Origin of the sequence: Janthinobacterium sp. 13 (genome assembly GCF_002749695.1) — a bacterium.
GTDB classification, from domain to species: domain Bacteria; phylum Pseudomonadota; class Gammaproteobacteria; order Burkholderiales; family Burkholderiaceae_D; genus Janthinobacterium; species Janthinobacterium kumbetense.
Window position 1 is genome coordinate 3,484,057 of the sequence record NZ_PEEQ01000001.1, and the last position, 26,407, is coordinate 3,510,463.

Sequence of the window (26,407 nt, forward strand, 5' to 3'; positions counted from 1 at the left end):
CCATGCACAGCACGCGCGAATACAACTTTGACGGCCTGGTCGGGCCATCGCATAACTATGCCGGACTATCGTTCGGCAACGTGGCCTCGTTCAGCAATGTGAAAAGCGCTTCGAATCCGAAGCAGGCCGCCTTGCAGGGCCTGGCCAAGATGCGCGCCCTGGCCGCGCGCGGCTTTGCGCAAGCCTTGCTGCCGCCGCAGGACCGGCCGAATTTCCGCCTGCTGCGCTCCATCGGTTTCACGGGGACGGACGCCGAAGTGCTGGCGCGCGCCTACAAGGAGTCGCCCGTCATCCTGGCTTGCGCATATTCCGCCTCGCCCATGTGGACGGCGAATGCCGCCACGGTCAGTCCGTCGGCCGACACGCAGGATGGCCGCGTGCATTTCACGGCCGCCAACCTGAATAACAAGCTGCACCGCGCCTTCGAGCACGCGCAGTCGGCGCGCAGCCTGCGCGCCATTTTCAGCGACGACAGGCACTTCGCCGTGCACGAGGCGCTGCCCTCGACGCCGGCCTTTGGCGACGAGGGCGCGGCCAACCACACGCGCCTGGGCGCAAGCCACGGTGCGCCATCGGTTGAACTGTTTGTGTATGGTCGCGTGGAGTTCGACCCATCGGCGCCGTCGCCGAAGCGCTATCCGGCGCGCCAGACCCTGGAAGCGTCGCAAGCCGTGGCGCGCCTGCATGGCCTGGACACCAAACGCACCGTGTACGTGCAGCAGAATCCTGACGTGATCGACCAGGGCGTGTTCCATAACGACGTCATCGCCGTCGGCAATGGCAATGTGCTGTTCTATCACGAGCAGGCGTTTGCCGATGAAGAGGCAAGCCTGTCGCAGCTGCACCGCGCCGTCGCCGCCACGGGGGCCGATTTGCAGGCGCTGCGCGTGGACACGGGCCAGGTGCCGATCGCGGACGCCGTCAGCAGCTATCTGTTCAACAGCCAGCTATTGACGAAAGAGGGCGGCAAGATGGCGCTGGTGATACCGCAGGAATGCCAGGAAAACCGCGCCGTGTCGCGCTACCTGGACGGCCTGGTGGCCAGCGGTGGAGCCATCGATGAACTGATACATTTCGATCTGCGCCAGAGCATGCGCAACGGCGGCGGGCCCGCCTGCCTGCGTTTGCGCGTGGCCCTGACGGAAACCGAGGCGCGCGCCATGCACCAGGGCGTGATCATGACGGAAACGCTGTACCATCGGCTGGTGCAGTGGGTGGAAAAACACTACCGCGACCATCTGGAACCGGGCGACCTGGCCGATCCGCAACTGGCGCTGGAAGTGCATGCGGCGCTTGAAGAATTGACGATCATCCTCAACTTACCGGGATTGTACGACTTGTAGGCGATAGAAAATACACAGAAAAAATCCGAGACAGACTATCCGTAGCACAGACAGAATTGGACGGGCGACCCCCGTCTCTTGACACCGCTGCCGCCCAGCCACAAGCCCGAACGACAGCGTTGGACATTCACATTACCGTAATGGAGATGCAAGATGAATCACACGCCACAAGATTTGCGTACACAAACGCTGGAGTTGATTAACGCGGCTGGCAAGGCAGGCAAGGCGGCAGCGCCTGTCGTGCAACTGGTGCAGGCATGGCTCGACTCGCTCGACGCCGAAGACCTGGCCGACATCGCGCCGGACAGTCTGGCGCCCGTGCTGGTCGACGGCTTCACGCAAGCGGCCAAACGTACCGGCAATGGCTGCCAGATCGCCACCCTGCGCTATGCGGATGGCCGTGGCGGCATGGCGAGCGCCTTGCTGATCCTGAACGAAGACATGCCCTATCTGGTCGACTCCATCGTCATGGCCATGCGCCGCCAGCACCTGGCCGTGCGCGGCGTGATGAACACCGTGCTGCCCGTGCGCCGCGCCGCCGACGGCAGCGTGGAAGCGGTGCGCCAGCCGGGCGACCCGCTCGAATCGTATGTGCTGGTGCTGCTCGACGAAGAGCTGGCGCCGGAAGCCCTGGCCGCGCTGGTCGCCGCCCTGGAGACGGTCGCGCGTGACGCCGCGGTGGTGCGCCGCGATAGCGCCGCCATGAGCGAGCGCCTGGCCGCCGTCGCCACGACTGCCGCCCAGCATGGCGAAGAAGGCGCGGAAGTGGCCGCCTTCCTGGAGTGGGCACGCAGCGGCGGCTTTGAAGTGTTCGGCTACGCCTACTACCGCGTCAAGCCGGGCGTGCGCGAACTCGAACGCGACATCCCGAGCCGCGTCGGCGTGCTGCAGGATACGGCGCACCCGGTCTACGGCACCTGCCTGGCGAATATCCCGGGCGACTTCGACACCCTGGCCAAGCGCGACTCGGCGCTGTCCATCGTCAAGGCTGACGTGGCAGGCACTTTGCATCGCGACCAGCAGCTCGACTTCATCGGCGTGCGCGACATGGATGCGCAAGGCGCGATCCTGGGCGAGCATTGCTTCGTCGGCCTGTTCACCCGCGCCGGCAATTCCACTCCGCTGGCGGCACTGCCATTTGCGCGCGGCCGCGTGGCCAAGGTATTGAGCCTGGCCGGCGTGCGCCAGCAAGGCTTCCGTGCCGAGAAATTCCGCGAAATCCTCGAATCCCTGCCGCGCACGGAAGCGCTGGAAGCGGACCTCGACTGGCTGGCGCAAGTGTGCGGCGCCGTCGTCTCGCTGTACAAGCAGCCGCGCACCAAGGTCTTCGCGCGCCGCGACGTGTACGCGCGCCACCTGAACGTGCTGGTCTATCTGCCGCGCGAGCGCTACAGCGCCAGCGTGGCATCGAGCCTGGCAAAGGCCCTGCAAGCCAGTTCCGGCGCCACGCATGTGAGCACGCAGACCCTGGTGGCCGACGGCCCGCTGGCGCGCGTCTACCTGATCGCCCACGCCGCGCGCTACCCGCTGGACCTGGAAACGGACATCGAACAGCCGTTGCTGGGCGTGCTCGATGGCTGGCATAACGGTTTTGCCGCCGTGGCCGACGCCGTGCCCGACGTGGCCCTGCGCACCAGCCTGCGTAAACTGTGCGCTACTTTGCCGCTCGATTACGTGGCCGCCACCGCGCCGGCCATCGCCTTCCGCGACCTCGACACCATCCTGCGCAATACCGACCCGGCGCACGTGGCCGTGCGCATCGAGACCGGTGCCGTTACCACCATTCGTTTGTACTCGGCCAACAAGGTGCCGCCGCTGTCGACCATCCTGCCGGCTCTGCACAATGCGGGCGTGGCGATCGACCGCGAACAGGCGTATTCGGTTTCGCTGTCCGATGGCACGCGCTATTTCGTCACCAGCCTGACGGTCGATGCCGCCAGCGCGGCGAAACTGGCGCAGCCATCCGTCGTCGCCGTGGCGCAGGAGCTGTTTGCGGCCCTGTTCAACGACACGGCCGAAGATGGCCGCCTGAATGGCCTCGTCATCGAAGGCGGCTTGTCGACGCGCGAAGTGCAACTGGTGCGCGCCTACACCAGCTACTGGCGCCAGACGGGCAGCCGCTTCTCGGTGCGCTACATTGCCGAAAGCCTGCGCAAGCAGCCGGCCCAGGTCAAAGCCCTGGTAGAAGCCTTCCTGCAGCGCTTCGATCCAGCGCTGTCCGACGCGCAGCACGCGGCCGCCCTGGAAAGCATCGCCGCCATCAAGGCCGGCCTGCCCTCCGTGAACCATGCCGATACCGAGGAAATCCTCGGCGCGCTGGCCGACCTGATGGCCGCCACCCTGCGCACCAGCTACTTCCAGAACAATCAAGCCGGCGACAAGATCATCTTCAAGTTCGACACCAGCAGCCTGGCGCTGGTGCCGGAACCGCGTCCTTACCGCGAGATTTTCGTCTTCTCGCGCCGCTTCGAAGGCGTGCACCTGCGCGGCGGCCCTGTCGCCCGTGGCGGCTTGCGCTGGTCCGACCGCATGGAAGACTACCGCACCGAAGTGCTGGGCCTGGTCAAGGCGCAGATGGTGAAAAACGCCGTCATCGTGCCGGCTGGCGCGAAGGGTGGTTTTGTCTGCAAGATGATGCCGAAGGACGCCGTGCGCGAAACCATCGCGGCCGAAGGCGAAGCCGTCTACCGCCTGTTCATTTCCAGCCTGCTGGAAGTGACGGACAACCGCTCGCTGGGCAATATCGTGCCGCCAGTCGACACCGTGTGCTTCGACGACGCCGACCCGTATCTGGTGGTGGCCGCCGACAAGGGCACGGCCACGTTCTCGGACATCGCCAACGGCATCGCCGTGCAGCGCGGTTTCTGGCTGGGCGACGCGTTCGCTTCGGGCGGTTCGAACGGCTACGACCACAAGAAACTGGGCATCACGGCCAAGGGCGCATTCGAAGCCGTGAAGCGCCACTTCTATGAAATGGACCACGACCTCAATACCACCCCGATCACCATGGTCGGCGTGGGCGACATGTCGGGCGACGTGTTCGGCAATGGCGTGCTGCTGTCGCGCCAGCTGAAGCTGGTGGCCGCGTTCGACCACCGTCACATCTTCCTCGACCCGACACCGGACGTCGCCGTCTCGTTCGATGAACGCGCGCGCCTGTTCGCCTTGCCGCGCTCCTCGTGGGACGACTACAACAAGGACTTGATCTCGGCAGGCGGCGGCGTGTATCCGCGCTCCGCCCGCACGATCGAACTGTCGCCGCAGATCCGCGCCGCGCTCGATATTCAAGAGACCTCGCTGGCGCCGGAAGAACTGATGCACCGCATCCTGAAGTCGCCCGTGGACCTGTTCTACAACGGCGGCATCGGCACCTACATCAAGGCCTCGACCGAGACGCACGCGCAAGTGAAGGACCGCGCGAATGACCATATCCGCGTCAGCGGCAATGAGCTGCGCGTGAAGGTCGTGGCCGAAGGCGGGAATCTGGGCGCGACGCAGGCCGGCCGTATCGAATTCGCGCTGGCGGGCGGACGCATCTTCACCGATGCGATCGACAACTCGGCCGGCGTGGATTGCTCGGACCATGAAGTCAACGTGAAAATCTGGCTGGACGTGGAAGTCAATGCGGGCAAGCTGACGGAAGCGGACCGCAATCGCGAGCTGTATGCGATGACGGACGACGTCGAGCGCCTGGTCTTGCGCGACAACACGCAGCAGACGCATTTGCTGGTGCGCGAGTTGCAGGCGCAAAGCGAAAGCGCCGTGCAGGATGGCTATGCCGCCCTGATTGCCAGCTTGGAAGAAGAGGGCGCCCTGTCGCGCGAACTGGAGCAATTGCCGTCGGTGGCCGAACTGGCACGCCGCAAGGCCGACGGCCGTGGCTTGACCACGCCGGAACTGGCCGTGGTGATCGCCAACGTGAAGAACCGCTTCAAGCGCATCCTCTCAAGCCTGCCGTTGACCGGTGAAACCTGGGCCGAGCCGGTCCTGAAGCCTTACTTCCCGTCCTTGCTGGTGGAAACCCGTTCGGCGCTCGACCACCCGCTGGCCAACGCCATCCTGGCGACCGTGCTGGCCAATGAAGTGATCAACCGCTGCGGTCCGCTGATGATCCGCAACCTGGCGGCGGAGCACGGCGTGGACGAATCGACCGTGATCCTGGCCTGGGGCCAGGCATGGGTGGCGCTGAACCTGGCGCCCGTGTTCGACGCGCTCGATGCGGACGCGCTGACGATCCCACGCGACGTGTCGATCAAGGTCGACGCGCAAACGCGCGTGCTGCAGCAAACGATGATCGCCGGCGTGCTGTCGGTGCCTGCCGAACAGTTGCGCGGCGCCGGCCTGGCGGAACTCACGCGCCTGTTTGGCGCGGAATCGAAGCGCGACCTGCTGAAAGCCGTCGGCATCAAGTCGGAAGCCGCACTGGTGCCGGGCTTGACGCCAGCCTTCGTGCAGGCGTGGGATGCAGTCGATGCGCTGGAAGTCGTCGCCGGCTTCCTGTTCCCGGCCCTGTCCGTGCCGCGTCCTGCTTCGATGGACCTGGCGGCCTTCCTGCAAGTGGGCCTGGCCCTGCGCAGCCAGGCGGGTATTGGCACGCTGGAGCGTGGCCTGAAGCTGGCCGCGCAAGGCAAGTCGCAGGAGCAGTTGCGCAACTACGCGCAGCAAGCGCTGCGCCGCACGCAACAGCGTCTGCTGACGCAGGTGCTGGCGCGCGCCGAGCAAGGCAATGCAGGCCAGGCCGTCGATGCCGTGACGGGCGCGCTGGGTCTGTCGGCCTATGTGGCGGCGACGGAACTGGAGCAAGCCATGCTGGACGTGTGGACCTTGTCGGAAGCCGTGAATAAAATCACGGCGAAACCCACAGCGGAAGCGGCGGTGTAATGACGCAAGCAGTAACGCAGGTAGTAACCCAGGTAGTACCAGGCGCTGGCGGCTTGCCGCCAGCCGTGCAGGCGCTGGCGCAGGCCGATTTCAGCGGCGTGGCGCAGCTGTTCGCCAACGCCGGTTTCACGGTGGCCTTGCCGGCGCCCGGCATGCTGCAAGTCGTCAAGCCGCAGGCCGATGCGGGACGCGCCAGCGTGGCCGTCTCGGTGGGCGTGCATGGCGACGAGACGGGGCCGATCGAAGTGCTGGCGCATCTGCTCGACGCACTGTCGCGCGATGCGTCGAAGCTGGCCGTCGACCTGCTCGTTTGCGTGGGCAATGTCGATGCGATCCGGGCCGGCAAGCGTTTCATCGACGCCGACCTGAATCGCATGTTCCGTCCCGTGCGGGGGAGTTTGGCGCAAGCGGCGGAAAGCGCGCGCGCCGATGAAATGATCGCTGCGACAGCAGCGTTCTTTGACGCGGCGGGCCCCGTGCGCTGGCACCTGGACTTGCACACGGCCATCCGGCCTTCCGTGTACCCCACGTTTGCCATCGTGCCCGACCTGGTGGCCGACGACGCCAAGGCACAGCTGATCGATTGGCTGGGCCAGGCGGCCATCGGCGCCATCATCATGAACCCGCAGTCGGCCGGCACCTACAGTTATTACTCGGCCGAGCATTTCGGCGCGGCCGCCAGCACGGTGGAGCTGGGCCGCGTGGGCACCTTGGGGCAGAACGATTTGTCCCTGTTCGACGACGTGTCGCGGGCGCTCGATGGCTTGCTGCGCGGCTTGCCTGCGCAGCCCATCAAGGCGCAACCGCACGTGTTCAAGGTGGCGCAGGAAATCATCAAGCACAGCGATGAATTCCGCATGGCGTTTGATCGCAGCACGCAGAATTTCACCTCCCTGCCGCAGCACGCCGTGATCGCCAGCGATGGCGACCATGTCTACACGGTGCAGCATGCGGAAGAGCTGGTGGTGTTTCCGAACCCGGACGTGCGCGTGGGCTTGCGCGCGGGCTTGATGGTGGTGCGTACCTCCTGATCGTCCCGCCATCACGCAGCATCAGGCGCCAGCCGGGGAAACCCGCCTGGCGCTTTTTTGCTAAAAAGATGCTGCACAGAAATAATTATCCATTAGGCAATCAACTGGTTTAAAATATTTTCCCTTTTGCAATTTATTGGACCGTTCATGTTGAAACGCCTGCTGACAGCCCTGCTGTGCCTGACCCTCTCCGGCCTGACGGCTGCCGCCCCCGCCGATGAGAAGGCTTCTGCGCCGGAAATGACGGCCGAGCAATTCCTCGCCCAGTTGCACTTGCAGCGCGGCAAGATCACCTTGCCGGGCGGTATCGCCACCCTGGACTTGCCCGCCAACTTCCGTTATCTGTCGCCGACGGACGCCGAGCGCGTGCTGGTCGATGCCTGGGGCAATCCACCGGGCATGGTATCGCTGGGCATGATCGTGCCCGCCAAGACCAGCGTGCTCGAGCGCGACAGCTGGGGTGTCATCGTCACGTATGAAAAGGAAGGGCATATCAAGGATGACGATGCGGACAGCATCAAGTACGACGAATTGCTCAAGGATATGCAGGCGTCCGTGCTGGAAAACAATGCGGAGCGCAAGAAGCAGGGCTATCCCGGCATCCATTTGATGGGCTGGGCGGAAAAACCCAGCTATGCCAAGGATACGCACAAGCTGTACTGGGCCAAGGATCTGATGGTCGATGGCGGCGAGCATTCACTGAACTACAACGTGCGCGTGCTGGGCCGCGAAGGCGTGCTGAACCTGAACGCGATCGCCAGCATGCAGCAGATCGAGGCGATCAAGAAAGAGATGCAGCAAGTGACGGCGTTCACGGAATTTACCGAGGGTAACCGCTACACGGATTTCGACAGCAAGACGGACAAGGTAGCCGAATATGGCCTGGCGGCGCTGGTGGCAGGTGGCGTGGCCAGCAAGCTGGGCCTGTTTGGCAAACTGCTGGCGCTGTTGCTGGCCTTCAAGAAAGTGCTGATCCTGGCCGTGGTGGGCGGCGGTGCGGCCATCGTCAAGTTTTTCGGCGGCAAGCGCAAGGATAAGCAGGCGCCGCAGCCGCAGCCAGTACCGCAGCCGGAAGCGGCGGAACAGCCCGGCCATGCGCCGGATGGCAAGGTAAACCTGGACAAGTAATAGCAACTGGGCCGCTCGGTGCGCTGGCGCACAGGAGTGGCGTTGCGCGCGCTGCCGGAAGACGGCGCCTCGGGTACACTGGCTCATCGTTCATTCTCAGGAGTTCGCCATGTCCGTGTCCATGTATCAGGCAACCATTCCCGTCTTCATCCGTGGCTTGCGGGTCGTCTCGGCCTTGCTGGAAAAAGCGCAAGCCCATGTGGAAGAGGATGGCATCGTGCCCGAGATTTTATTGGGCGCGCAGCTGGCGCCCGACATGCTGGATCTGACGGCGCAGGTGCAGCGCGCCAGCGATACGTCGAAGATGTCGGTCGAGCGCCTGAGCGGCGTGCCGGCGCCGAAGTTCGAGGATAACGAAGCGTCGTTCGAGCAGCTGCAGGAACGTATCGCCAACACCATCGCCTACATCGACAGCGTGAATGCGGGCCAGATGGCGGGCAGTGCGCAAAAGGAAGTCGTGCTGAACTGGACCGACGAGGGCAAGAAATTCTCGGGCGACAATTACCTGCTCAGCTTTGCCTTGCCGAATTTTTATTTCCACGTCTCGATGGTCCACGCCATCCTCAGAAACAATGGCGTGGCCGTGGGCAAGCTCGATTATCTGGGACCGTACGATTAACGCTGTGGCTGCTGTTGGACCTGATTCTGCACCGCATTGCCCAGCATGCCGCCGCCGATCACGCCGGCCACCGTCGCCAGCGCCTTGCCGCGGCCGCCACCGACCTGATTGCCGATCAAGCCGCCGATGACGGCGCCCGTGCCGATGCCCACGTAGTTCGGTTGTGCTGGCGCCGGTGCAGGCACTGGCTGCGGCTGGCGTACGGGTTCGCGGTAAGCCGTGTCGCGGTAGCCATCATTGTTATCGTTGTAGGCAGGACGCGCCTGCGCCACTTGCGTGTGGTGCACGACGCGCTTGTGCACGACGGGAGCCGGGGCTGGTGCCGGGGCGGCTTGCGCCACGACAGGCGCGGCGAGCGGGGCCGTCACGGGCGCTGCCAGGGACGCGGCGCTGGCCGGCGTCATGGCGGCCACGTCGGCAGGGATGGCTGGCGTGGCAGGCACGTTCGCCCGCGAATTGGGCAGGATGCCGGCAATGGACGCCGCGCCCACCAGGCACAGGACGGTCACGGAAATGGCGGCGCCGGCCATCAAGGGGTGGATGCGGCTGGCGGTAGTCGTCGTGTTCATGTGTTCTCCTGGGGGGCAAGGTGTTGCGCTGTTGTTGATGTGTCCAGATTAACGGTCGCGCCGGCCCAAGGCTAGCCCTTGCGCTGTATCAAACGTAAGCAGGTGTAAGCCGCGCTTTCCAAAGCACAGTAGAATCGGTGCATTCCCCTTTCCGGAGTCCGCCATGAGCCAGTTATTCACGCCATATGCACTGGGGCCGCTGCTCGTGGCCAACCGTATCGCCATCGCACCCATGTGCCAGTACTCGGCCGACAACGGCAACGCCACCGACTGGCACATGATCCACCTGGGCCACCTGGCCCTCTCCGGGGCGGGCTTGCTGATGACGGAAGCGACGGCCGTCTCGCCCGAGGGACGCATCTCGGCCGAAGACCTGGGCCTGTGGTCGGACGCGAACCAGGCGGCGCTGGCCAACGTGGTGCAGGCGATCCGCCGCCACGCGCCGATTCCACTGGTGGTGCAGCTGGGCCACGCGGGACGCAAGGCGTCGAGCCGCGCGCCCTGGCAGGGCGGCGCCTGCGTGCACCTGGCCGAGGGCGGCTGGCAAACGGTGGCGCCGTCCGCCATCGCCCATGCACCCGGCGAAACCGTGCCGATCGCCCTCGATGAAATGGGTTTGTTGCAGATCAAGGGCGCGTTTGTCGCGGCCGCCCAGCGCGTGCATGCGCTCGGCATCGAAGGCATCGAACTGCATGCGGCGCACGGTTATCTGCTGCACCAGTTCCTCTCGCCCCTGTCCAATCACCGTACCGACGCGTATGGCGGCAGCCTGGAAAACCGCATGCGCTTTCCGCTGGAAGTGTATGAAGCCGTGCGCGCCGCCGTGCCCGACAGCGTGGCCGTGGGCGTGCGCCTTTCCGCCACCGACTGGGTCGATGGGGGTTGGGAAATCGAACAAAGCGTGCGCTTCGCGCAGGAACTCAAGCAGCTGGGCGCCGACTTCATCCACGTTTCCAGCGGTGGCATTTCGCCACAGCAGCAAATTCCCGTGAGTCCCGGCTATCAGGTGGCGTTTGCCGAGCGCATCAAGCGCGACAGCGGCTTGCCCACCATCAGCGTGGGCTTGATCACGGAAGCGCAGCAGGCGGAAGACATCGTTGCGCAAGGTCAATCCGACATGGTGGCGCTGGCGCGCGCCATCCTGTTCGACCCGCGCTGGCCCTGGCATGCGGCGGCCCAGCTGGGCGCACAGGTGGAGGCGCCACCGCAGTACTGGCGTTCGCAGCCGCGCGAGTACAAGCACCTGTTCGGCGACACGACCCTGGGCCAGCGCTAACAGGCTTGCTCTGCTACACTGACGCATCTTCCCCATTTCTCCAGGACGCTTCGACATGCGCCATTGATACTGCCGTGCTGTGCACGGCCTCGCCCTTCCCGCCACAGCGCCTTTGCGCCGCGCGGGTTCGCCAGCCCTGTCTGCACGTACAAGGAGTATCCATGCCCGCATTACTACAACTCGACCGTCTTTCCTTCGTGCTGCCCGATGGCCGCGCCCTTTTTTCCGATTTGCAATTCGCGTTTGCCCCGCAACGTATCGGCCTCGTCGGCGATAACGGTGTGGGTAAGAGCGTGTTGGCGCACCTGCTGGCATGCCAGGCGCAGCCGTCTTCTGGCGCCGTGCGCTGTGACGGCGCCGTGCATTACGTGGCACAGGAACTCGATCCGCAGCGCTATCCCACCGTGGCGGCCCTCGCTGGCGTGAGCAGCTTGCTGGCGGCGCTGGCGCGCATCGCCGAAGGCAGCATCGACGAGGCCGACTACACCCTGGTGGGAGACCGCTGGGATGCCCATGCGCGCTTGCGCCAGGCGCTCGACGCGCTTGATTTATCTCATGTCGATGCCGACACGCCGACGGCTGGCCTGAGCGGTGGCGAGCGCCAGCGCATCGCCCTGCAGGGCGCCTGGCTGTCGCAGGCGGACTGGCTGGTCTTCGATGAGCCGAGCAACCACCTTGATGTCCATCAACGTGCCCGCCTGGTGGCGCAGATGGCGCGCTGGCCAGGCGGCTTGCTGCTGATCAGCCATGACCGCGGCTTGCTGCAGCACGTCGATGAAATTGTCGAGCTGTCGCCGCAGGGCTTGCGCAGCTATGGCGGCAATTACGCCATGTTTGCGCAGCAGCGCGCGCTGGAACAGGCTGGCTACGCCGCCGCCCTGCAGGCGGAAAAGGCCGGCGCCAGGCGCGAACAGCGCGAGGCGCAGCAACAGGCAGAACGCCAGCAGAAACGGGTGACGCGCGGTGAGCGCGAGGGCCGCGAAGGCAATCAAAGCAAGCTGCTGCTGGACGCGAAAAAGGAGAAAAGCCAGGATAGCCAGGGCAGGCTGCGCGTGCGCGCGCAAGAGGCGCAGCAGGCGCGCCAGCAAAGGGTGATGGACGCCAGCGCCCGCTGCGCGCCCGAGGCCGAACGGCTGCTGCTGGCGCCCGACAGTGCCGTGCCGAACGGCAAAGTGATGCTGGAACTGCGGGAGCTGGTCTTGCCCCATGGCCAGGCCCAGCCCTTGAACCTGGTGCTGAGCGGGCCGCGCCGCCTGGCCGTGACGGGAAATAATGGCAGCGGCAAGTCGACCCTGCTGCGCGTGATCGCGGGACAGCTGGCGCCCGCCAGCGGCGCGCTGCGCTGCCATGCGCAGGTGGCGTGGCTGGACCAGCATGCTGGGCTGCAAGACGGCGAGTGGAGTGCCGTGCAACGCTTGCAGGAACGCAACAGCATTGTGCCGGAAGGCGAGTTGCGCACGCGGCTGGCGCTGCTGGGCATTGCCGGCGCGCGCGCCACCATGCCCAGCCGTTTGCTGAGCGGGGGCGAGCGCATGAAGGTGGCGCTGGCGGCCGAACTGTATGCGCAGACGCCGCCGCAATTGCTGCTGTTAGATGAACCCGACAATCATCTTGACCTGGCCAGCCTGCAGGCGCTCGAGCAGATGCTGCTGCAATATCAGGGGACGTTACTTGTGGTTTCGCACGACCAGGCATTTTTGCAGGCGATAAACCTTGACCCGGAGGGCTTGACATTGCACAAGTGACAATTGAATGAAAAAATACACGCTCGATGCCTGGAGAGCATGCTTCATGAACCGATGCTGAATTTTGTTTGATTGTCGGTATAATCCACTGAATAACCGGGCCTATTTGTGAACTAAAACTGCTGGTTCACCAATATGATGACGTTTAATCTGGCACTGTTGTCGGTCACTGCCGCGCTGCCAGGGCGTCATCCTCCGTGCCCTGCCGTGCATGAATTTTGGTTTCGCTTATATTGTTTTCTTGGAGAAATAGCATGTCGTTTTACGAAAAACTCAAAGCCCTCAACATCGAATTGCCAGTCGTTGCCGCACCAGCTGCCGCTTACGTGATGCATGCCCGCACGGGCAACACCGTCTTCCTGTCCGGCCACCTGGCCAAGAAGGATGGCAAGGTCTGGGTGGGTCAACTGGGCAAGGACGTCACCACGGAAGAAGGCAAGATCGCCGCGCGCGGCATCGCCATCGAACTGATCGCCACCTTGCAAGACGCATGCGGCGGCGACTTGAGCAAGGTCAAGCGCATCGTCAAGGTCATGAGCCTGGTCAATTCCACTTCCGAATTCACGGAACAGCACCTGGTGACCAATGGCGCCTCGGAACTGTTCGTTGAAGTCTTCGGCGACAGCGGCAAGCACGCCCGCTCCGCCTTCGGCGTGGCGCAAATCCCGCTGGGCGCTTGCGTCGAGATCGAACTGATCGCCGAACTGGCCTGATCAGCTGAGCATGCCGGCGCTTGCCGCCGGCTCGCCTTTTCCTCCTTTCCAGCAAGAGCGGAACCGCCATTGGGGTGGAGGGATCGGTGTATTCAAGAAAAAAACGGAGACACGTAATGAAAACGAGTGAACAAGGCTTGCACCGCGGCCTGGGCGAGCGGCAGATTCGCCTGATGGCGCTGGGCGCCGCGATTGGCGTGGGCCTGTTTTTGGGTTCCGGCAATGCGATCAAGATGGCCGGTCCCGGCATCATGCTGTCGTACATCATCGGTGGCGCGGTCATCTTCATGATCATGCGCGCGCTGGGCGAAATGGCCGTGCACAATCCCGTGGCTGGTTCCTTCAGCCGCTATGCCCAGGATTACCTGGGTCCCCTGCAAGGCTATCTGACGGGCTGGAACTACTGGTTCCTGTGGCTGGTCACGTGCGTGGCGGAAATTACCGCCGTCGCCATCTACATGGGCATCTGGTTCCCCGACGTGCCGCGCTGGATCTGGGCCCTGGCGGCCCTCGGCTCCATGGGCGCGATCAATTTGCTGGCCGTGAAAGCCTACGGCGAATTCGAATTCTGGTTTGCCCTGATCAAGGTGGTCACCATCATCCTGATGATCGTTGGCGGCACGGGCATGATCATCTTCGGTTTCGGCAATGGCGGCGTGGCCATCGGCATTTCCAACCTGTGGACGCATGGCGGCTTCTTCCCGAATGGCGCGCAGGGCGTGCTGATGTCGCTGCAGATGGTGATGTTTGCCTACCTGGGCGTGGAAATGATCGGCCTGACGGCCGGCGAAGCGGCGAACCCGAAGAAATCGATTCCCGACGCCATCAATTCGGTGTTCTGGCGCATCCTGATCTTCTATGTCGGCGCACTGTTCGTCATCCTGTCGATTTACCCATGGAATGAAATCGGCACCACCGGCAGCCCCTTCGTCATGACGTTCGAACGCCTGGGTATCAAGACGGCCGCCGGCATCATCAACTTCGTCGTGCTGACGGCAGCCTTGTCGTCGTGCAATGGCGGTATCTTCAGCACGGGCCGCATGCTGTACAACCTGGCGCTGCAAGGCCAGGCGCCGAAGGCGTTTGCGGAAACGACGGCCAGCGGCGTGCCGCGCCGCGCCATCCTGGTATCCGTCTTCGCGCTGCTGCTGGGCGTGCTGCTGAACTACCTGGTGCCGGAAAAAGTGTTTATCTGGGTCACCTCGATTTCCACCTTCGGCGCCGTCTGGACCTGGGGCGTGATCTTGGTCACGCAAATCCAGTTCCGCAAGACCTTGACGCCGCTGGAAATCAAGAACCTGGCCTTCCGCATGCCGTTCGCGCCCTACGGTTCCTGGATTTCGCTGGCTTTCCTGGCGCTGGTGATCGGCCTGATGGCGTATTTCCCCGATACGCGCATCGCCCTGATGGTGGGGCCGGCCTGGCTGATCCTGCTGACGGTGCTGTACTACGCGCTGGGCCTGGCGCCGAAAGACCGCCGCGATGACGTGCCGCAAGGCTACGAAGCGGGCTGGCCGCCGGCCGACGTGCCGCATGGCAAGAAGTAATCCAGCCTAGTTGAGCTGAATCAAAAGCGCGCCCCTGCACTTGCAGCGGCGCGCTTTTTCTTTCATATTGGCCATTCCATGCCGCACTAGCGCCAGTACGCGTTTGATGGCGCACGCCTGGCGTTGTTTCCTTGCATCAAAGTTCTGTTTAGCTGAACCGATGAAAGCCCTATAATCGCTTAGTTTTGAAAATGGACGCGATCTTTCCGGTTTTTTCCAGGTAAGTAATCGCCAGGAAATTATTGTGAATTTATAGCAAACAGAAGTGGATGCGATGCAAGGCGCCCGGCGCGACGCAGTGCGAGCACTGCTAGCGATGGGCAACGCAGCAGCGCGCCACTTATGGAAGCTAGAAAACACAAGAATTTATTGGGGGTTACTTAAGGCCGGGGCGCCGTTTTTAAGTGTTTTTACCCGTCATGCGAAAATACGTATGCCTCATAAAGGAAGTCTAGTGAGCCAAACCCTGGTCCAGAAACTTTGCCGCACCAAGCCGATCGATACCACGGTCGAATATGGTGAAGGCCTCAGCAGCAGTGGCTTGAGCCGGTCCATCGGCCTGTTTTCCCTCACCATGATCGGCGTGGGCGCCACCATCGGCACGGGCATTTTCTTTACCATGGTCGAAGCCGTCCCCAAGGCGGGCCCTTCGGTCGTCCTGTCTTTCCTGATCGCCGCCATCACGGCCGGCCTGACGGCCCTGTGCTATGCGGAGCTGTCGTTCCGCATTCCCGCCTCCGGCTCTTCGTATTCGTTTGCCTACGCCACCGTGGGCGAGTTCCTGGCCTTCATCATGGCCGCCTGTCTGCTGCTCGAATACGGCTTGGCGGGCAGTGCCGTGGCCATCGGCTGGTCGTCCTACCTGAATAATTTCCTGGAAAATGCCTTCGGCTGGCACATTCCCGAGATGCTGCGCACGCCGATGATCGTTTCCGGCCCGCATGGCATGGAGTTTCATGCCGGCCACATCAACTTGCCGCCCATCTTCCTGATCTGCATGTGCGGCTTTTTGCTGCTGCGCGGCGCCAAGGAATCGGCCCTGATGAACGCCATCATGGTGATCATCAAGCTGGCGATCCTCGTGTTTTTCATCGTTATCGCGTTTTCCGGCTTCAATGCCGACAATTTCTTCCCCTTCTTCAATGCCGACAATAGCAAGGGCTTTGCCGGCATGACGGGCGTGACGGCGGCGGCCGGCACCGTCTTCTTCTCCTTCATCGGCCTCGATACGGTGGCGACGGCCGGCGACGAAGTGAAAAATCCTACGCGCAATGTGCCGCGCGGCATTCTCGGCGCCTTGCTCATCGTCACCGTGTTTTATTTGCTGGTGGCCGTGGCCGCCCTGGGCGCGCAACAGGCGAAATTGTTCGAAGGCCAGGAAGCGGGCCTGGCGGTGATCCTGCAAAACGTCACGGGCAAGACCTGGCCCGCGCTGGTGTTGTCGGCCGGCGCCGTCATTTCCGTCTTCAGCGTGACCCTGGTGACGATCTACGGCCAGACGCGCATCCTGTTTGCCGTCAGCCGCGACGGCCTGATCCCGAAGTCGTTCCAGAAGATCCACCCGCGCACCCTGGTGCCGGTCAGCAATACCATCATCGTTTGCCTAGTGGTGGCCGTGGTGGCCGGTTCCGTCGATGCCACGTACCTGTGGGACATGGTCAGCATCGGTACCTTGACAGCCTTCATGGTGGTGTCGATCGCCGTGCCCGTGCTGCGCCACAAGCAGGGCGCGAACCGCATCGAAGGCTTCAGCGTGCCGTTCGGGCCGTACGTGATTCCTGGCCTCAGCGTGCTCGCTTGCCTGTACATCATGCGCGATTTGCCGCATACGACGTTTGTCGTGTTCAGTGTGTGGATGGCGGTAACGGTAGCCATTTACTTCCTGTACAGCATGCGGCATTCGCATCTGGGCAAGAAGGCCCGCTAATGCAGTCTGTTCCCTCCGAAACCGCCGCGCTTGCCGGCGGTTTTTTTTATTTCTAACCGGAATTTACATGATGAAAATAACTGATCTGGCCGCTTGCGGCTTGTTGGCAAGCAGCCTTCTGGGTACCCTGGCACAGGCCGCTCCCGCCACCGAGCCGGCCTTGCGCGATTACCGTGCCGTCGCCCTGTCGGCCAACGGCCAGCGCATCGCCGCCATCGAATCGAGCAGGGCGGGCGAACAGCCGCAGCGTCCGCACGCGGTCATCGTCGTGCGCGACGCCGCCAACGGCGCCATCGTGCAGCAATTCGATCCGTGCGCCGTGTGTTCCTACGACAAGCCCAGCTGGTCGCCCGATGGCCGGCAGCTGGCTTTTGTCGGCTACGACGCCAAGGCGGGCACGGCGCAGCTGTACCTGGCCACGATGACACAGGCGCAAGCCCAGGTATTGACGAGCATCAAAGGTGTGGCCAGTACGGCGCGCTGGTCGCCGGATGGCAAGCAGCTGGCCCTGCTCGCGACGGTGGGCGCGCGCAAGCTGGCCGGCGCCGTGGAAGCGGGTGCGCGCCAGGTGGGCGAAGTGGGCAGCGAAGACGATGCCCAGCGCATCGCCGTCGTGCCGGCCAGCGGCGGCGAGCCGCGTCTGCTGTCGCCCAGCGACACCTATGTGTATGAATACAGCTGGACGCCCGATGGCCGCGGCTTTGTCGCCACCAGCGCGCAAGGCAATGGCGACAGCAATTGGTGGGTTGCCAAGCTCAGCCATATTGATGCGGCCACGGGCGCGCTCCGCGTGATCGCGTCGCCGTCCATGCAGCTGAACCTGCCATCGGTCTCGCCGGACGGCAAGACGGTGGTCTTCATCGGCGGCCTGATGAGCGATTTCGGCTCCATCGGCGGCGATATCTACACCGTACCGCTGGCCGGCGGCACGCCGCGCAATCTCACGCCAGACTATCGCGGCACGTTCAATGGCGTCGTCTGGCGCGGCGCCGGCTTGCTGGCAACGGCCCTGATCGACTCGCAGCTGGCGCTGGTACCCGTCGATGCGCAAAGCGGCCCGGCCCGGCCTGTGCTGCTCGGTGAGCTCAGCAGCAGCGGTAGCGATGGCCGCCTGTCGTTCAGCGCCGATGGCCGTCACGCCGCTGCCGCCCAGGAAGATTTTACGCACGCCAGCTACCTGGTGGCGGGACCGGTGGGGCAGCTGAAAAAGATTACGCGCGACAATGACGGTTTTGCGCCGCAACTGACGGTGCAGAACGTGGGCTGGAACAACGAGCAATACAAGGTGCAAGGCTGGCTGCTGGGGCCGTTGAAGGCGGATGCAGGCAAGCGCTACCCGATGGTCGTCAATGTGCATGGCGGCCCGGGCGCCGCCGCTTCGCCCCGTTACGTGGGAGCGAGCACCCTGATCCATGAATTGACGCAAAAGGGTTATTTCGTCTTCCTGCCCAATCCGCGCGGCAGCTTTGGCCAGGGCCAGGCCTTTACGCGCGCCAACATGGCCGACTTCGGCGGCGGCGACTGGCGCGACATCCTGGCCGGCATTGATGCCGCGCAAAAAGTGGCGCCCATCGACGGGGACCGCCTGGGCCTGATCGGCCATTCGTATGGCGGCTTCATGACCATGTGGGGCGTCACGCACAGCGACCGCTTCAAGGCGGCCGTGGCGGGCGCGGGCGTGTCGAACTGGATCAGCTATTACGGCCAGAACGGCATCAACCAGTGGATGATCCCGTTCTTTGGCGCCTCCGCGTATGACAATCCCGCCGTCTACCGCAAGGCTTCACCCATCGAATCGATCAAGGCGGCCAAGACGCCGACCCTGATCTACGTGGGCGAGCGTGACGTGGAAACGCCGGCGGCCCAGTCGCTGGAATTCTGGCACGGCTTGCGCGCCATGGGCGTGCCGTCCAGCCTGTTCATCTACGATGGCGAAGGCCATTCCTTCCGCAAGCCCGAGCATCAGCGCGACTTGCAGAAGCGCACCATCGGCTGGTTTGAGCAGTATCTGAAGTAAGTTGCGCCGGCTTAGCGCGGCGCTACAATATGCACGATCGCCGCGCTATGTATCACGATCTTGTCCGCATCTGCCTGTAACAAGCGGATACGGCGCTGCACCAGAGGCCAGCCCGACCAGGTCACGTCGCTGACGGGCGGCGCGGCAGGCACTGCCAGCGGGGCGCTGATGGCGGCCTGGTTGTCGAGCTGTTCCAGCGCGCGCGACAGGGTCAGACACACTTGCGTATGGCTGTGGCCAAGCAGGGCGTTGACGGGCGCGACGGGCAGCTGGCTGGCATGCCGGCCCAGGATCGAGCGCAGCGCCGCCACGTGGGCGACCAATAAATAATTTTGCACGATGAACAGGTTGATGTCTTCCACGGCCCGCTGCTTGCTGGCCGGTTCATCGAGCATGCGCACCAGCGCCGAGCTGAGTGCGGCCAGGCTGTCCATCAGGCGCTTGCGCTCGATGCGGTAGGCGAAGTCGTCGAAACATTTCCCCTGCAGCAGCGCGAAGCTGGCCTGCATATAGCTCACATTCACATTCAGCACCTGGCGCACCAGCCGTGGCAGGCTCTGGTATTCCCAGTTGGCCAGCACGAAGCTGAACACGGTCGCCACTGCCGCGCCGATCAGGGTGTCGATCAGGCGCTCGCTGACGAGGTTCGGGTTGCTGGGCGCCACCAGGTGCATTTGCAGCAGAATCATCAGGCTCACGGCGATGGCCGTGTAGCGGTAGCGCAAATAGATGAAGGTGGGCGTGGCCACGATGGAGAGGAACAGGATGGCCATCAGCACGATATTGCTGTGCACGAAGCGGATCACGATGGCCGTGATGATGCAGCCGATGATGGTGCCGATGATGCGGTCGGCGCGGCGCTGGCGCGTCATGCTGAACGTGGGGCGCAGGATGATGACGATGGTCAATACTATCCAGTAGCTGTGCGCCGCATATGGCAGCCAGTGTCCGATCAGCAATCCCACCGAGATGGCCATCGAGACGCGCAGGGCGAAGCGGAACACGGGCGAGTCCAGGCGCAGATTCGACAGCAGGGTTTTCAGTTCGTATTTCTGCTGCGACAAGAACGGCGCCATGTCCGCACCGCTCCAGAACGGCACGTTGTCATACACTTTCTGGCTGGCCAGGTGCAATTCCGCGATCATTTTCAGAATGGCGCGGATCTTGTTGCGCTGCGCGCGCAGGGTAGCCAGCGCTTCCTGCGCAGCATCGCCTTTTGCGTGCAGACGGGCAATTTCCTCTTCGATATCGGCCCATTCCTTGTCGTAACTGATCTGCGCATACGAGGCGCGCTTGCGCGTGACGGCATAGGCCACGGCTTCGATGTCGCGCGCCGCCTTGTAGGCCAGGTCGTGCAAGGATTTCAGCACGTCGGAGTCGGCCAGGTGCTGGCGCAGCAGCGCGTAATCCGTGTGTGTGGAGAGTATCAGTTCATACAGATCCAGCATGCACACGTGCACCTGCACGACGATAGCATCCTTGCTGTTCTTGTGGCTGCGCAAAATCAAGTCGCGCGATGCCTGCTGGCGGTCGGCCAGGATGCTTTGATGGCGCACAAGTTTGTTGAACTGTTCCGTCAGGTTAAAACGCGTGTCGTAGAAATCGGCCTTGATGTCGATGTAGGCCGCCAGTTCGAACAGGGCTTCGGCCAGCACTTGCTGCTTGATGCGGTGGCGCAAGACCCAGGCGATGGCCATGGCGTACGCCAGATAGATGAGGCCACCGAGCATGAACAGGCCCGCATGGTGGAACGATTGCTGCCACGTCATCTGGTGCTCCATCGACATGGTCATGATGAACAGGGCGGCCAGCTGCAAGGGCATGGATTTCTTGCCGTACACCACCATCATGCTGGCGAGGAAACTCACGAGCACGAGCACCGTCATCAACAGCCACTGCACGGGGCCGCACAGGCTGATTAGCAAAGTGACGGCACTGCACAGCAGCACGGAAGCGAGCATTTCATTGAACTTGTGGCGCAGCGGGCTGGGCATGTCCATCAGGGTCGTGCACAGGGCGCCGATGCACACCGTCATGGCGGTGGCGCTGTCGCTGATTTCCTGGGTCAGCAAGGCCAGGCCGACGAGACCGATGGCCACGCGCAAGCCCAGGTAAAAATAATGGCTGTAAATAAAGGTGCGCAGGTTCAGTGCGTAGTGCATGGGATTACCTTGTGGGCAGGGCACAGAAAGAGGCGCCGCACCGGGGTCTCCGATGCGGCGCCAGGATGTTGCAGTCGCTACAGCCTTGATTTACATCAGGGCAATTACGGGATATCTACGCCATTCCGGCTCGGCAAAGCGCTGGCAGTGTGCAAAGATGAAATTCAGCACGGCTTCCTGATTGCTCAGCAGGGCGGGATTCGCTGCTTTCCACTCGGCGAATTTGGCGGCCAGCGCCGGCTCGTCGCGCAGCAGCTCGGATGCCATGTCTTCGAACACGTAATCGGAAAACGCTTCTTTCTTCTCCAGCACGCTGTTGAAGAAACCCCAGCGGAAGAAGCTGTCGTGCGCCTGCGGCTCCAGGGTTTCCACGGCGTAGCGGGCGTTGTCCTGGTCCAGGCTGACGACATAATCGCCTGCCTGCACGGTGAACTGGCCCGCGCGCGTTTCCAGTTCCACATTGTCGTGGAACATGTGGCCTTCGTAGGCCGTGGCCCGCGTGCCGACGTCGGTGATATGGTAGTAGCGCGCCGTTAGCGTCTGTTCGGTGGTGATGCGGTGCATTTCGACGCCGTTCCAGCGCAGCCGTTCGATGACTTCGCGCCACGCTTGCGGCACGATATAGGCTTTCGGCGCGGCCACGGTGACGTCCGCATCGAAGCGGTTGTAATACTTGATATCGCGTTCCCACGGCTGCGAGCGGTCGTAGGACAGGCGCTGGTAGTCGCCCAGCAGACTCGGCGTGTATTGCGCCGCATAGCCCTTGAAGGGGAAGGTCGACGGCTGTTCTTCATTCATGGTCCAGTGGATCGGCCACGCGGCTTGCGTGCGGCCGGCCGCCTTCGCTTGCGCGCGCAGCTGCTTGATCTGTTCGCCATGTTTGACCGTGAACGCCATGGTGATGTCGAGCAGGGCGCGCATGGAGGCGTAGCGGTCGGCAAACGGTTTCAACATGTGTGTTTCCGGCATGAAACCAATGACGTGATGCAAGGCCGCAAACCCGGTCGAGAAACGGGGCACTTCGAGGAATTCGGCGATGCCGTGGTCGGGACTGTCCTTGACGGGATTCACATACGGGCAGGTGGGCCAGCCGGCTTGTTCCATCTGCGCAAAGATGTGCGGCAGCATGGTGTCTTGCAGGAAGGGACCGAGGCCATTGCCCAGCTTATCCGTCTGCGTGTGGATCAAGGTCATCGTGTACGGATAGTCGGCGCCGTTCGACGTGTGCGTGTCGACCATCACGTCCGGGTCCCAGCTGGCCAGCAGGCGGTTGAACACCTGCGCGTTCAGGCTGTCGCACTTGATGAAATCGCGGTTCAAGTCCAGGTGGCGGCTGTTGCCGCGGAAACCGAATTGCTCCGGGCCATCCTGGTTCACCCGCGACGTGTTGGCGCGGTTCAGGCTGCCATCGACGTTGTAGATCGGAATGAACAGCAATACCGTGCTGCCCAGCGCCGCCAGGCGCTCCGGCTGCGTGCAGAGGTCGCGCACGATGGCCATGCAGGCGTCGATGCCTTCCGGTTCGCCCGGGTGGATGCCGTTATTGTTGAAGAACACGGTGCGGCCTGCGCGCTTGATTTGCTCGCGGTCAAACACGCCGTCCGCGCTGACGACGCCAGCGTGGATGGGCACGCCCGAGTCGGACAGGCCGATCTGTTCGAAGTGCAGCACCTGCGGATAGCGTGCGGCAAGATCTTGATAGAAGGTGATGCATTCCAGCCAGGTCGTGGTCTGGTTGTGGTTACCGAGTTCGTAGGTCGTGCGCAAGTCTGGTGGCATAGCGGTCTGAGTCTGGGAGGGGGAAGGCGCGCTGGGTAAGTACGCCCGCTAGGGGCCAATTGTAGCACCGGCTCTTGCCTTGAGGCGCCGCAGGGGCTGGTTGCCGTACTTGTGTTATGAATACGTTTCACGCGCAAGGGGAGGCGGCATGGGCAAGGCGGCGATGGCAGCGCTGGCGGCGCTGGTGTGGGGGATAGGCCTGGCGGCGCAGGCGGCGCCATTGCGCTTGCCTGCGGGCAAGGAACCGGTGGCGCAGGGCGGGTCCGTCACGGCCGTCGCGCAGGGCGCGTTGATACGCTACCGGGGCTGGTTGCTGGCCATCGATGGCGCCGTGCCGGAAGAGCGGCCTGACATCGTGCTGACGTCGGCGGATGCGCGCCACGCGCCGCTGCTGCAGATCGGCGCCACGCAGCGCACCTTGCCCCTGTGGTCGGCCTTCGAGCTCGTCAAGGGAAGCGCGCGCCTGCGCATCACGGCGCTGCCGGGGCTTGAAGCGCTTCCCGCGCTGCTGCTGGACTTTGGCGAGAGCGACTACCGCATCGTGATTCCCGCCGCCCCCATCGAACGGCAAGCCCATCCACTGCTGGCGCAGCGCTTTCCCGGCGCCGACCTGGCCTTGCTGCTGCAGGATGGCCGGCGGGTCATGTTGCCGCTGGGAAGTGGCAGCGCGCAAGTGTTTGGCGCAGAGCAAGCCGTGCCTTACCGTTTTGCGAAAGTGAACAAACGTTAGGCGAAAAAAAGCCACTCCCGCAGGAGTGGCTCAGGCTAAAGCGCCCGTTGCCGGGTTATTGCTTTTTGTTATTCAGCGCCCATTTCTTTCAGCAGGTTGTCCGCGTGGTCGATGTGTTTCATGTTCCACAGCATGTAGCGCAGGTCGACCTGGATCGAACGGGTGTTGGCCTTGTTGTAGTCCCAATCGGAAATGATCGAGTCCAGGGTGCCGTCGAAGGCCAGGCCGATGAATTCGCCTTTCGAGTTCAGCGCGGCCGAACCGGAATTGCCGCCGGTGATGTCCAGGGTCGCCAGGTAGTCGACCGGCACGGTTTTCAGCTTCGGATCGACGAATTTACCGAAGTCCTTGGCTTTGATCGCAGCCAGTTGATTTGCCGGTGCATTGAACTCGCCCTGGCCCGTGGCTTTGGCCACGACGCCATTGACGGTGGTGAACGCGGTCCAGGTGGTGCCGTCGGCGCCATGGTCACGGCCGGCAACGCGGCCGAAGGTGACGCGCAGGGTGCTGTTGGCGTCAGGATAGACGGCTTGGCCTTTGCTCTTCATGAAGGCAATTTTTGCTTTCATGTAGTTGGCGTAGGCTTGCTGGATCTTGCCTGCCAGTTCTTCGTCTTCCGCTTCGTTTTTCAGCGAATCCGGATACATGGCGACGGCTGCCTGGATGAAGCTGTCCTTGCTGGCCTGGAATTCGGCTGGCGTGCGTTTCAGCCATGCTGCGCGCTCGGCCTTGTCGGCCAGCTTGCTGCCCGCATACAGTTTGTCCAGGGCGGCGGACAGGTCGGCTGGCGACATGCCGTCCTTGATGCCGATGGCGGCGTCAAAGCTGGCGCGGCGCTGTGCTGCCGGTTGCGCGGCGTACTTGGCCAGGCTGTTCAGTACCAGCGCCTTGTCGACTTTTTCATCGTAGGTGCGCTCGACCGACGTGATGCCCGCTTCCAGGCGTGGCAAGTCGCGCGACTGGTAGCCGGACTTGCGTTCCGTGTCGGCCTTGGTGCTTTCGTTGGACAGGCGGTACAGGCTGCGTGCCGTGTTCAGCAGGCGTGGCTGTGCGTAGCCCAGGAAGAAATCGCGCTTGGTGTCGGCATCGCGCTCGGCGATCAGCTTTTCCACTTGCTCGATGTCGCCGGCAAATTCCGCCTTGCGGGCAGCATTCGCGTTGACCCAGGTTTTCAGGGCTTCATGTTCTGCCGTCTTGCGTGCCAGGAAGTCGCTGCCCGCGTACGAATCGAGCATGCCTTGGCGGTTCTTGTAGTAATTGTTCACGCCAGCCACCTGGCCCGCGTATTTCAGGGCAACATCCTTGTTGTCCTTGGTTTCGCGCGCGATGATGGCCAGGGTTTCGCCCGACGCTTTCACGAAGGCCGGGTAGTTCCAGTCAAACGTGAACGCCACTTCCGATGGCAGGCGGTGACGGTTGGTGCGGCCAGGGTAGCCCAGCGCCATGACGAAATCGCCTTCTTTCAAGCCATCCTTGGCCAGTTTCAGCACGTGTTTTGGCTGGTATGGCACGTTGTCCTTGCTGAAGTCGGCAGCTTTGCCGTCTTTGCTGACGTAGGCGCGGTAGAAACCGTAGTCGCCCGTGTGGCGTGGCCACATCCAGTTGTCGGTGTCGCCGCCGAACTTGCCCACGCCGGCCGGAGGCGCGTGCACCAGGCGCACGTCGCGGATTTCCAGTTGCTTGATCAGGTAGAACTCCAGGCCGCCGTAGTAGCTCGACACGGTGCAGCGGAAACCCGCTTCTTTTTCGCATTCGGCGACCAGTTTCTTCTGGTTTTTCTCGATCGCGTCGATGCGTGCCTTGCCTTGCAGCTTGGCCACGTCGGCGGTGATGATCTTGTCGCTGACATTGGTCACGGCGGAGGTGACGAAGATGCGGCTGCCTGGGGCGGCCGGCAATTCTTCAGCGAACGTCTTGGCCAGGAAACCGTTGGCCAGCAAATCGCGCTCTTTGGTCGAATTGACCGCCACGCTGTTGTAGACGCAATGGTGGTTGGTGGCAACCAGGCCTTGCGGCGAGACGAACGAGGCCGAGCAACCGCCCAGGCTGACGATGGCGCCCATCGGGAACTCGGTCAGTTTGGTCAGGGTGGTCGGATCGAGTTTCAGTCCGGCCGCTTTCAGTTCCTTGGCTACTTGTGGCAGCTGTTGGGGCATCCACATGCCTTCGTCGGCGTGTGCGAAGTTGCTCAGGATAGCGAGCGCGATTAAAGATTTTTTCATTCGAGTTCTAGTCTTTTACATGAAGGGAAGTCGGAACCAACGTGTACCCAGTGTTTTTTCTCAGCGGGCGACCTAGAGTATCCGCACCGAACTCGCACTAGTCAATCACATTTTCCCGGCGGCATGTTTGTGGTTGCTTGTTTAAATGGCACTATTTTCGACATTGCAGGGGGAGAAAGCGGCTGCCAGCGGGCATTTTCCCGTACCTCGGCTGTGGTATTGTCCATACAATTGTCCTGGCAGCAATAAAAATGGCCAGGCGCCTGCGCGGCCCGGCCATTTGCGGATGTGCTGCTTTTGGTCTGCTTAGCGTATTTTGCCGCGGCGCAAAAGATTCACGATGCCCAGCAGGATCACGGCGCCCAGGAACGAGACGAGCAGCGAAGACAGGCTGAAATTGTCGCTGTTGATGGTACCCGTGCCGAACAGGGGCGCCAGCAGCCAGCCGCCCAGGAAGGCGCCGACGATACCGACGACGATATTGAGGAAGATGCCCTGTTGCGCATCCGTTTTCATGACCATGCTGGCCAGCCAGCCGATGACACCGCCAATAACGATCCAGATAATGAAATTCATGTAATCCTCCGCGCGATGGATGAGTGGTTGTGCCAGAGCGGTGCGGCCTGCACGTCATGGCAAATTGATACTGATGCCGCACGATAGAAAAGTCCAGCGGATTCGCATGGCGCATGCAAAAGCCCGCCTGGCTGCGGGCAGC

The 26,407-nt window shown here is 62.9% G+C and carries 17 protein-coding genes; 12 read left to right on the top strand and 5 right to left on the bottom strand.

Annotation, left to right across the window (positions count from 1 at the left end):
• The first annotated feature begins 2 nt into the window (after positions 1-2).
• The 5 genes from astB to CLU94_RS15275 all read left to right on the top strand — a co-directional run bounded on the left by astB (position 3) and on the right by CLU94_RS15275 (position 9,002).
• Positions 3-1,343, top strand: coding sequence for an N-succinylarginine dihydrolase (gene astB / locus CLU94_RS15255; protein ID WP_099666219.1), 1,341 nt, complete (start codon positions 3-5; stop codon positions 1,341-1,343).
• A 153-nt stretch (positions 1,344-1,496) separates the two neighbouring features.
• Positions 1,497-6,224: an NAD-glutamate dehydrogenase domain-containing protein gene (locus CLU94_RS15260; protein WP_099666220.1), complete on the top strand. Its 4,728-nt coding sequence runs from the start codon at positions 1,497-1,499 to the stop codon at positions 6,222-6,224.
• The gene (locus tag CLU94_RS15265) at positions 6,224-7,255 is read left to right on the top strand and encodes a succinylglutamate desuccinylase (RefSeq protein ID WP_099666221.1); all 1,032 of its coding nucleotides are present in this window, start codon (positions 6,224-6,226) and stop codon (positions 7,253-7,255) included. Before CLU94_RS15260 ends, CLU94_RS15265 begins: the two co-directional genes overlap by 1 nt.
• Positions 7,256-7,402: 147 nt before the next feature.
• Positions 7,403-8,383 (top strand): DUF2167 domain-containing protein, encoded by a 981-nt coding sequence (locus CLU94_RS15270; protein ID WP_099666222.1) that lies wholly within the window; start codon positions 7,403-7,405, stop codon positions 8,381-8,383.
• 109 nt (positions 8,384-8,492) lie between these two features.
• Entirely contained in the window at positions 8,493-9,002 is a 510-nt protein-coding gene (locus CLU94_RS15275) for a DUF1993 domain-containing protein (protein ID WP_086138669.1), read from the top strand.
• Here the strand turns inward: CLU94_RS15275 and CLU94_RS15280 are convergent.
• Positions 8,999-9,571, bottom strand: a complete 573-nt coding sequence (locus CLU94_RS15280) for a glycine zipper 2TM domain-containing protein (RefSeq protein WP_099666223.1) — start codon at positions 9,569-9,571, stop codon at positions 8,999-9,001. The two genes, CLU94_RS15275 and CLU94_RS15280, sit on opposite strands and share 4 nt — an antisense overlap.
• Before the next feature lie 163 nt (positions 9,572-9,734).
• On the opposite strand from CLU94_RS15280, the gene CLU94_RS15285 reads away from it, so the two are divergent.
• The 6 genes from CLU94_RS15285 (at position 9,735) to CLU94_RS15310 (ending at position 18,796) form a co-directional block, all read left to right on the top strand.
• Positions 9,735-10,847, top strand: coding sequence for an NADH:flavin oxidoreductase/NADH oxidase (locus tag CLU94_RS15285; protein ID WP_099666224.1), 1,113 nt, complete (start codon positions 9,735-9,737; stop codon positions 10,845-10,847).
• Positions 10,848-11,008: 161 nt separating this feature from the next.
• Positions 11,009-12,592: an ATP-binding cassette domain-containing protein gene (locus tag CLU94_RS15290; protein ID WP_099666225.1), complete on the top strand. Its 1,584-nt coding sequence runs from the start codon at positions 11,009-11,011 to the stop codon at positions 12,590-12,592.
• A gap of 254 nt (positions 12,593-12,846) precedes the next feature.
• Positions 12,847-13,305, top strand: a complete 459-nt coding sequence (locus CLU94_RS15295; protein WP_076571881.1) for a RidA family protein — start codon at positions 12,847-12,849, stop codon at positions 13,303-13,305.
• Positions 13,306-13,421: 116 nt separating this feature from the next.
• On the top strand, positions 13,422-14,852 hold the full coding sequence (locus CLU94_RS15300; RefSeq protein WP_099666226.1) for an amino acid permease: 1,431 nt from the start codon (positions 13,422-13,424) through the stop codon (positions 14,850-14,852).
• A 454-nt stretch (positions 14,853-15,306) separates the two neighbouring features.
• Positions 15,307-16,779, top strand: coding sequence for an amino acid permease (locus CLU94_RS15305; RefSeq protein WP_099666227.1), 1,473 nt, complete (start codon positions 15,307-15,309; stop codon positions 16,777-16,779).
• 67 nt (positions 16,780-16,846) lie between these two features.
• The gene (locus CLU94_RS15310; protein ID WP_257218823.1) at positions 16,847-18,796 is read left to right on the top strand and encodes a S9 family peptidase; all 1,950 of its coding nucleotides are present in this window, start codon (positions 16,847-16,849) and stop codon (positions 18,794-18,796) included.
• 11 nt (positions 18,797-18,807) lie between these two features.
• Here CLU94_RS15310 and CLU94_RS15315 read toward each other — a convergent pair whose 3' ends face one another.
• Complete coding sequence (locus CLU94_RS15315; RefSeq protein ID WP_099666228.1) at positions 18,808-20,958, bottom strand: FUSC family protein; 2,151 nt, start codon at positions 20,956-20,958, stop codon at positions 18,808-18,810.
• Between the two features lie 90 nt (positions 20,959-21,048).
• Complete coding sequence (locus CLU94_RS15320; protein WP_099666229.1) at positions 21,049-22,737, bottom strand: M14 family zinc carboxypeptidase; 1,689 nt, start codon at positions 22,735-22,737, stop codon at positions 21,049-21,051.
• 148 nt (positions 22,738-22,885) lie between these two features.
• Between CLU94_RS15320 and CLU94_RS15325 the strand changes: the two genes are divergently transcribed.
• Positions 22,886-23,467: a hypothetical protein gene (locus CLU94_RS15325; RefSeq protein WP_099666230.1), complete on the top strand. Its 582-nt coding sequence runs from the start codon at positions 22,886-22,888 to the stop codon at positions 23,465-23,467.
• 68 nt (positions 23,468-23,535) lie between these two features.
• On the opposite strand, the gene CLU94_RS15330 is transcribed toward CLU94_RS15325, so the two are convergent.
• Both CLU94_RS15330 and CLU94_RS15335 read right to left on the bottom strand, forming a co-directional pair.
• Positions 23,536-25,689: a S46 family peptidase gene (locus CLU94_RS15330; RefSeq protein ID WP_099666231.1), complete on the bottom strand. Its 2,154-nt coding sequence runs from the start codon at positions 25,687-25,689 to the stop codon at positions 23,536-23,538.
• 306 nt (positions 25,690-25,995) lie between these two features.
• Complete coding sequence (locus tag CLU94_RS15335) at positions 25,996-26,265, bottom strand: GlsB/YeaQ/YmgE family stress response membrane protein (protein ID WP_071075198.1); 270 nt, start codon at positions 26,263-26,265, stop codon at positions 25,996-25,998.
• Positions 26,266-26,407: the final 142 nt, after the last annotated feature.